At 53.0% G+C, this 8,836-nt stretch carries 8 protein-coding genes; all 8 read left to right on the top strand.

Features of this window, described 5'->3' with window-relative positions:
• The first annotated feature begins 309 nt into the window (after window positions 1-309).
• The 8 genes from POG22_RS19275 to POG22_RS19240 all read left to right on the top strand — a co-directional run bounded on the left by POG22_RS19275 (window position 310) and on the right by POG22_RS19240 (window position 8,833).
• On the top strand, window positions 310-1,467 hold the full coding sequence (locus POG22_RS19275) for an acyltransferase family protein (protein ID WP_063716239.1): 1,158 nt from the start codon (window positions 310-312) through the stop codon (window positions 1,465-1,467).
• A gap of 318 nt (window positions 1,468-1,785) precedes the next feature.
• Window positions 1,786-2,787, top strand: a complete 1,002-nt coding sequence (locus POG22_RS19270) for a KpsF/GutQ family sugar-phosphate isomerase (RefSeq protein WP_063716238.1) — start codon at window positions 1,786-1,788, stop codon at window positions 2,785-2,787.
• 320 nt (window positions 2,788-3,107) lie between these two features.
• Complete coding sequence (gene kdsB, locus POG22_RS19265) at window positions 3,108-3,836, top strand: 3-deoxy-manno-octulosonate cytidylyltransferase (RefSeq protein WP_063716237.1); 729 nt, start codon at window positions 3,108-3,110, stop codon at window positions 3,834-3,836.
• Window positions 3,837-3,851: 15 nt separating this feature from the next.
• Window positions 3,852-4,691 carry a sulfotransferase domain-containing protein gene (locus POG22_RS19260; RefSeq protein WP_074170849.1) on the top strand — a complete coding sequence of 280 codons (840 nt, stop codon included), beginning with the start codon at window positions 3,852-3,854 and terminating at the stop codon, window positions 4,689-4,691.
• A gap of 77 nt (window positions 4,692-4,768) precedes the next feature.
• Window positions 4,769-5,611: a 3-deoxy-8-phosphooctulonate synthase gene (kdsA, locus tag POG22_RS19255; protein ID WP_498906836.1), complete on the top strand. Its 843-nt coding sequence runs from the start codon at window positions 4,769-4,771 to the stop codon at window positions 5,609-5,611.
• Complete coding sequence (locus POG22_RS19250; protein WP_063716235.1) at window positions 5,608-6,117, top strand: KdsC family phosphatase; 510 nt, start codon at window positions 5,608-5,610, stop codon at window positions 6,115-6,117. Before kdsA ends, POG22_RS19250 begins: the two co-directional genes overlap by 4 nt.
• 75 nt (window positions 6,118-6,192) lie before the next feature.
• The gene (locus POG22_RS19245; protein WP_498906835.1) at window positions 6,193-7,518 is read left to right on the top strand and encodes a UDP-N-acetylglucosamine 2-epimerase; all 1,326 of its coding nucleotides are present in this window, start codon (window positions 6,193-6,195) and stop codon (window positions 7,516-7,518) included.
• A 10-nt stretch (window positions 7,519-7,528) separates the two neighbouring features.
• The gene (locus tag POG22_RS19240; protein ID WP_498906834.1) at window positions 7,529-8,833 is read left to right on the top strand and encodes a glycosyltransferase family protein; all 1,305 of its coding nucleotides are present in this window, start codon (window positions 7,529-7,531) and stop codon (window positions 8,831-8,833) included.
• The last annotated feature ends 3 nt before the right edge of the window (window positions 8,834-8,836 follow it).

Genomic DNA, 8,836 nt, shown 5'->3' with positions numbered 1-8,836 from the left:
GGGCAATACAAGACCGACTGATACTCCATTCTTTGCCGATAAGCTAGGTTTCAAGAAGTCTTCACCACAGAGACACAGAGGACACAGAGAGGGGCTGGTCGGTTTGGAAAAAAACAGTATTCGATCCTCCCTCTTTTGCCGATAAGCTAGGTTTCAAGAAGTCTTCACCACAGAGACACAGAGGACACAGAGAGGGGCTGGTCGGTTTGGGAAAAAACAGTATTTGAGTCCGAGCGGAGTCGAAGCGTTGAGATTCGGATTCCCTATGAGAAAAAACGACAACTGTGTTGAGGAAATTGTGTCGAAACAATGTTGCTCTTACAAAACGAACGGCCTCAAAAGACTCAGCCCGTCCGGGTTGCCTGGTTAGATATCGCCAAAGCTTACGGCATTTTTCTCGTTTTTTACGGGCATTTGTTAGAAAGTTTTGTCGATCTCAGATATTTGGAATTATTGCCCTCGTTAAAATTCGTTCATTCGTTTCATATCCCGCTATTTTTTGTGCTGTCGGGATATGTTTATAAAGATAAGTTAGATCGGTTCGGGCATTTTTTTAAATATCATGCGTTGTCGCGTTTGTTGCCGGTTGCTGTCTTTAATACAGTTGGGTTGGGCGTTGCGCTGTTATTTCCCACTGGCGGACAGGTCGATTGGAACTTAGAAGCTTATCTATTTCATTGGCTGAAACTCGTGCGCGGATTTCCTGTATTTAACGCGGCGACCTGGTTTTTAGTTTGTTTGTTCGTTGTCGAAATTTTTCATTTTGGAGCGAAACGATATCTGCGATCGACGCCGAGAATTTTTGGAGCGGCGATCGCTTGTTCTCTCGTCGGTGCGATTGTCAATTGGAAGTTCGATCTCGTGGTTTCGCTGACCGGAATCGAACGAGATGTCTGGTTTGTCTACGAGGCGATCGTGGCGTATTCGTTCTATTTGTTCGGGATCGGATGCGCCCGCATTCGACTGTTTGGCGGCGACGGTCTCGGTCAAATCGATCGCAAACGTAGCCTAGTCGTGGCGATCGCGGGTGTGGCGATCGCACTGCTGACCTTCGACCTCAACACCGGGCCGTTTCGCGGGTCGGTCGATATCGTGTCGATGGCAGTCGGGAGTTACGGCCAATGGTGGGGATTCGTCCCGACGGCCTTAGCCGGAGCCTTAGCCGCGATCGCGATCGCCCAACTGACCCCGGCCGTTTTTCCCTTGCTCGATATCGGTCGCAGCACCTTGATTTTACTGGGTTTAAACGGCATCCTCGACGATAGCTTCAACCTCTCGATCGTGCGGGCGATCGCTCCTTACTTCGACCTCAACCACAGCGGAACCGCCAACCTCCTGGCGTTCGTCCTGGCTGTGCTGTCCCTTCTCGTCGCCTGGCCGGTCGCCAAACTGTTAAACGCCACCGTTCCGCAACTCGTGGGGCGGCCGAAAGCCCGAGGGCCGTGGTTGAATCCGCTCGTACGATAGCGTTCCGGCCGCGCGATCGCGAGCTTCATCAAACCTTCAAAAACCGCTTGACAGCGACCTTCGGTCGAGGGAACGGGAAACGGGGAACGGGCAACAGTAGGGGGTTTTGGTTAGATGCGATCGCACTCCGAATCGAAAAATCCAAAACCCGTATAAATACGGTTGACACTCGGCGATCGATTTTATTGTTTTGATGAAGATACGGAGAAACGCTTGGCAATCCGAGAATCGATCGCGTACGCTACAGGAACAATAGCCGTTTGACGACGCGAACCCCGAACTCGCGTCCGCATATCTATCGAACTCAAGGGGCAACCGATGCAGTCTCCCATCTCGTTTCTCCCACAAAATCATTTTTCACAAGTTACCGAACTCCTCCAACTCGAAGCCGAAGCGATCGCCAAAGTTGCCGAACAACTTCACGCTGAGGAAGTCAATAAAGCCGTCAATTTAATGGCGAACTGTCGCGGCAAAATCGTACTGTCCGGGGTCGGAAAATCGGGGATCGTCGCCCGAAAAATCGCCGCCACCCTGACGAGTATCGGGGTCGTAGCCGTATTTCTCCACCCCGCAGAAGCCCTACATGGCGATTTGGGGATCGTATCGGGAGACGACATCGCGATCGCCTTGAGTAACAGCGGCGAAACCGACGAAGTGCTGGCCATGTTGCCCTGCTTGAAACAGCGTAAGGTTCCGATCGTCGCCCTCGTCGGCAACGTGCGATCGACCCTCGCTCGCAACGCTGACGTGGTTCTCAACGCCACCATCGAAAAAGAAGCCGGCCACTTGCACCTAGCCCCCACCACCAGCACCACCGTCGCCATTGCCCTCGGAGACGCCCTGGCTATGACGGTGATGCAACTTAAAGGATTGACTCCAGAAGATTTCGCCCTCAACCATCCCGCCGGACGCTTGGGCAAACGGTTGACCGTGCGCGTGTCCGACTTGATGCACGGCGGAAACGACAACCCCGTCATCGAACCCGAAGCAAGCTGGCTCGATGCCGTCACGCAAATTAGTAAAGGCGGACTCGGGGCGGTGAACGTCATCGACAGCGATCGCCTGATCGGAATTATTACAGATGGCGACTTGCGGCGGGCGATTCAAAAAATCGATCCCAGCGAGTTAGCCCAACTGCAAGCCGGTCAAATCATGACGCGCAATCCCATTGCCGTTACGGCCGATATGCTGGCGTACAATGCCCTGAAAATTATGGAAGACCGCCCCTCGCAGATCGCCGTGTTACCGGTCATCGATAGCGATCGACGCTGCATCGGCCTGCTGCGACTGCACGACATCGCTCGGAGTGGCTTGCTGTAAGCTTATCCTAGAGCGCGGTGGCTCTTCGCTGCCTCGCTTCTTAGGTTTTAAACCCCGACCTTGACACCCCTTCGCATTGACTGCGGGACTGATGCCATTGCCGAGTTGTTGGGACGGCTTACGTTTGGGATTCCCCTCTAACCTCAAAGACCGTTTCTGCGTAGCGACAGTGCCTTTAGCAATTTCGGCATGGGTTAATTGTATCGTCCTTCGGCGGCTCGAGCCGCACGAGACTTCAGCGAGGTGTTCGACGAGCCGTCGATGTTCGTCCCCGTAGTGTTCTAAAGACGTGTTGCTCTCCATTCTCCCAAATTTTTAACGTGAAAATTCTCGCCGTCATTCCCGCCCGCTACCAATCCCAACGCTTTCCCGGTAAGCCTCTCGTGCGACTGGGGGAGCGTCCGATGGTGCAGTGGGTGTACGAAGCCGCCTGTCAGTGTCCCCTGTTCGATCGCGTGGTCGTCGCCACCGATAACGACAAAATTGCCGATTGCGTGCGCGAGTTCGGAGGTCGTGTCGAAATGACGCGAGACGACCATCTAACTGGTACCGATCGCGTGGCGGAAGTGGCCGAACGCTACCCCGAAATGGAAGTGGTGGCCAACGTTCAAGGCGATCAGCCCTTCGTCACGCCCCGATCCCTCTCGCAACTCCTCGATCCCTACCTCCAAGGGGAAACGCCGGAAATGACGACTTTAGGCTGTCCCCTCGACTCTGAAGCAGCTTACCGCGATCCCAACACCGTGAAAGTGTTGTGCGACGTGCGAGGACACGCCCTGTATTTCTCGCGCGCTCCCATTCCTTACTATCGCAATCGCGGTTCGGCCCCGGTGTACCATCACTTGGGATTGTATGCGTTTCGACAGGACTTTCTCGCCGAGTATGCCAAACTGACGCCAACCCCTCTCGAGCAGTGCGAAGGACTCGAACAGTTGCGCGTTCTCGAACACGGATACGCGATTCGCGTGTGTCAAACCGAAAAAGCCGCGATCGAAATTAACACGCCGGACGATTTAGACAAAGCTCAGCTGTATATCCAATCGAGGTAGTTTCCCATGCAACCTATGCAAACCCTTGCACGGATAGGCGATCGCGTTCGGAATCTCGCAAGGCCGTCTCAGTTCGTTCGCAGCGTAACCCAAAATCGAGTCAACCTACGGGATAACGATGTGATTTTGCTGTCTTATCCTCGCTCGGGGAACAGTTGGACGCGTCATCTCATTGCCGATATGATGCTACAGCATCACGGCGTTTCTACCTCGACATTGCACGAAAACGAGTTCGAGCGATGGGTACCTTCAATTTATAAAAATAACTTGAGAGTTACCCGAGATCCGAAAAATTGTCTTCCCTATCGCGTGGTAAAAAGCCACGAATGGAAAGATGCAGACAATCGCAAAACGATTTACATTTTTCGGAAAGCCTATGATGTTTTGAGTTCTCAATACTACTTTTTACGAAACCACCCGCAAATGTCAAACGTGGAAAAAGTCTCGGGTTTCTCGGTCGATGAGTTTTGCCTCCAAAACCTGCCTCGCTGGATCGACCACGTTCGACGAGCTATAGGCGTTTGCGATCGCCAACCTCGATCGATTGCTTGGGTTTGCTACGAGGAACTCAATCGAAATGCAACCTCAATCTTAAGTAGGATCGCAGTTTTTTTAGACCTAAATCTCGATCGAATAAACTTTCAAAAAGCCGCAGACAATCAATCGTTTGAAAATAGAAAAAGACTTTTAAAACAAAGAGATTTAAAACAACTCAGATATAACCTTCGTCGAGGAAAAACGGGTAGTTCGCGCCAAGATCTCTCTCCCGAGAGCGTCGATCGAATAAATCGGCAAACTCAGGAAATTTACGATCGCGCCCTCGATTGCAGCCGCGATTTTCTAAAACCCCGTTAATTTTTACGTCGATCTTACCGCCTTTCTACTCGAAACCAGTTATTTTACAGTATCGATCGAACCGTTCAACCTTTATTATGATTCGCACTCAAATTACAGAAACCCTCGCCATCGGCGACGGCCAACCCCTAACACTCATCGGCGGCCCCTGCGTCATCGAATCGGAAGACTTTACCTTAAAAATGGCCGAAGCGATCGCCAAAGCGAGCGAGCGACTCGGCATCAACTACATTTTCAAATCCTCCTTCGACAAAGCTAACCGCACCTCGATCGATTCCTTTCGCGGACAGGCGATCGATAAAGGGTTGAAAATTCTGCAACGGGTCAAGGACGAGTTCGGACTGCCCGTGTTGACCGACATTCACGAAAGCTACCAAGCCGCCCCCGTCGCCGAAGTGGTGGACGTTTTGCAAATTCCCGCCTTCCTGTGCCGTCAAACCGACCTTCTCGTGGCGGCGGCGAAAACCGGACGGGCGATTAACGTCAAAAAAGGTCAGTTCCTCGCCCCTTGGGACATGAAAAACGTGGTGAAGAAACTCGAAGCGGCCGGTGCGACAAAACTCCTACTGACCGAACGGGGAACCAGTTTCGGCTACAACGCCCTCGTCGTCGATTTTCGCAGTTTGCCCCAAATGCGACAACTGGGCTATCCCGTCGTCTTCGACGCCACCCACAGCGTCCAAATGCCGGGAGGTCAGGGGACTAAATCCGGCGGACAGCGAGAATACGCCCCGGTTTTAGCACGAGCTGCGGCGGCGGTGGGTATCGACGCCCTGTTTATGGAAATTCACGAAGACCCCGATCGCGCCCTCAGCGACGGACCGAACATGATTCCCCTGGCGCAACTCGAAAACGTACTGCGTCCGATTTTGCGCGTGCGCGAAGCCCTCAACGAAACCGCGATTCCCGTATTAGCATGACCGTCGATCTCAGTGACAATTTGCGCGATCGCTTCGCTCGTGTCGAACTGCTGGCCTTGGACGTAGACGGCGTTCTCACCGACGGCGGCTTGTACTACAGCGACAGCGGCGAACAGATGAAAAAGTTCAACGTCAAAGACGGCCAGGGCATCAAACTCGCCCAAAAGGCCGGAATCGAGATCGCGATTATTAGCGCCAGCGGTGCGTCCGCCACCCGCCACCGGGCCAAAACCTTGGGAATTGCCCATGTTTATGTGGGGATTGAGGACAAACTTTCGACGTTACAAGGGTTGTGCGAAACCTTAAACCTCGATCGCGATCGAGTCGCCTACATCGGAGACGACGCCAACGACATTCCCGTTCTCGAGTGGGTGGGTTGTCCCCTGACAGTTGCCGATGCCATGGCCGCAAACCTCAAAGTGGCGGCCTACGTCACCCGCAAATGTGGCGGCGAAGGGGCAGTTCGGGAAATTTGCGATCTGCTGGTGGCCTGTCGTCAAACCTAGAGTTGACGATATCGCGTCGGCTAAAACGAGGTCGGACGGCTGAGGACGAAGGATTTACGAGGGAAGAAAGCAGCGATGGCTAAAGTAACAACTTGGTTGAGACAGGCGTTCAAACCCATTGAAGAAACCCTCCTCGGTGACTATTACTTTTCACTGCAAGACTATCTCTCTTTTGCCGACAAAGGGCGACTGCTACAAAAAGCGTTTCAGTCTCGAGTCTCGTCGGCGTCAGAGGCGAAACCCGAAATTATCGTTCTGCTCTACTCTAAAGCCGGAGAGCGATTGCTCGTTCCCCTCCTGGCAAATTTATGTCGGCGATCGCCCGTGGAAACCGGAGCGATCGCCGTCACCGTCGTTTTTCTGCCCAACGTCCACCAGTTAACCCTGACCCCCGCGACGCAAGCGACGTTTGAAGCGTTGGGAATTACGCCAGAAACCGACTATTTCCCCTTAATTCGCGCCTGCAAACATCCCGACAACAAACTCGTAGTGATGTGTCTCGATCACCGCTACCTTTACGACTTCCATCGCTGCGGTGTCGATACGGCCGATCGCTTAGCCAAATTCGGCGTCAAAACCCTCTCGATCCAACATGGGGGAACGCGATCGGATTGCGTTCGCGGTTTGGCCACCGCCGCCTCAGATGTGGTGTTGGTTTGGGGAAAACGGGTACAGCGGGAGTTGCGAGATAAGTACGATGTCGAAGACTCGAGAGTGCGATTGGTGGGCAACCCCCTCCACGATCGCATCGCCAATTTAGTGGCTGAAAACGTTCGAGCGACGCTGTTTCGACTGTATCCCGACACCCAAACCCAACTCGCTGGAAAATCCCTGGTTCTCATCGCAACCTGTCTGCACAGCGAGTATCGCGAATACGACAACGAACCCCAGTTATATCAAGATTACATTCGGGAACTCTATCGAAATCTCCCCTTCGATCGCGCGTTCGCCATCGTCAAAATGCACCCCCTCGATAGCCAACAACCGAATTTATATCGAGAGGTCGCCGAAGCGTTGGGCGTCGAAGCGTCCGTGTTAGTTATCGAACCGGAGGTGTCCGAACTCGACGTTTATCGCTTGCTGACCATCTGCGACGTACTGGTGACACGGTGTTCGACCGTGGCGGAAGAAGCGCTGATGATGGGTAAAAAAGCGATCGCCTTCGATTTGTTTGAAGAGGGGCCCTCTAAGGGGTACAAACATCTCGAAGAATACGGCAGTTATACGACCGCATATCCCGAAACGCTGCGATCGACCCTCGAAACCGCTCTGACGACCCCTCAACCGACGGTCGAATTTCAACAGCAGGTGGTCGAAGATTTAACCTATGCCCTCGACGGGCGATCGAGCGATCGCGCGGTCGATGAAATTTTAAAACAACTCGACATTTCCAACCCTTAATGCGCCATTTATGAAAAGCATCGCCTTTATCGATACCAATCACGGCAGCGGCCATCACTTAACTTATATGCGCGGGTTTTGCAAAACGATGCTCGAGGCTGGGTATCGCGTGTTTTGCTTTTACCCCGATCCCGATGCGGTGAGCGACTGGCTCGAAGAACGCGGTACGAACTCCCTCGAATACTTCCATCCAGTGGAGATGCCCAAACTCAAACAGAAAGACATTCCGTTTTTCGGGCAGTTTCCCGAGAGTTTGCCCGTTCTCGGTCGGTTGCCCCAGCCGATCGCCGTGTTAGCCCGCTGGAACTACGCCGCCCGCAAAATTCGCGAAGCCACTGAAACCGTCGGAGTCGAGCCAGATTTGGTGTTTTTCAACTGGTTAGATAACTATTTCAGTTACTATCTCAGCGGCGCGATCGTCGATCGCATTTTTCCCTATCCTTGGTCGGGGTTGTACTTTCGTCCCGGTTCTCTGAGATTCGGCGATCGCAAACTTCCCCTGTCGAACGTTTCCCTCGATCACTGGGCGATCGCCAAAGCGTCTCGCGCTCAGGCGTTAACGCTCCTCGACGAAGACATCGCCCAACAACTTCAAGGGCAACTTCCCCGACCGGTTTTTCCGTTTCCCGATTTTACCGACGAAACTCCACCCCAATCCAATTACGAACTGGTACGGGAAGTTCGCGAGAAAGCCAAGGGTCGCAAAATTATTGGACTAATCGGTTCCTTGAGCAAACGCAAGGGCTTGTTAACTCTGATGGAAGTCGCCCAGCGATCGAGCGATAAAGACTGGTTTTTCGTCTTTGCCGGGCCGCTGTCGATGGCGATGTTCAACCAAGACTTCGATCGCGACTTGAACGACGACTATGTGAAATTTAAAACCTTCGCCGACAACCATCCTGAAAATTGCTTGTGTCGTTTTGAATCGATTCCCGACGACGGTTCGTTTAACGCCGTTATCGACTGTTGCGACGTACTGTTTGCGGCTTATGAAAACTTCCAATACAGCAGCAATATCTTAACCAAAGCGGCCTTGTTTAAAAAGCCGCTCGTCGTCAGCCAAGGATACTGCATGGAACGGCGAGTTCGACGGTTCGGCATGGGGACGAGTATTCCCGAAGGAGATGTCGAAGCCTGTATCGACGCCTTAAATCGCTTACTCGAGGGGGCGCACGACGATTCGCTGTCCTTCGACTTCGACGGCTACCTCAAACAACACTCGATCGCCTATCTCGAGAGCGTTCTCAAGACGATATTAGGAGATGTTGCATCTGCCCCGCCGGTTAACGTGTCCCTCGATCCTCTTTGCTCTTAACTG

Origin of the sequence: Geitlerinema sp. CS-897, assembly GCF_028368005.1 — a bacterium.
Taxonomy (GTDB): Bacteria; Cyanobacteriota; Cyanobacteriia; order Cyanobacteriales; family Geitlerinemataceae; genus Baaleninema; species Baaleninema simplex.
Note: the sequence above shows the minus strand (reverse complement) of the source record. Positions and strands in the feature narration are given on the sequence as shown.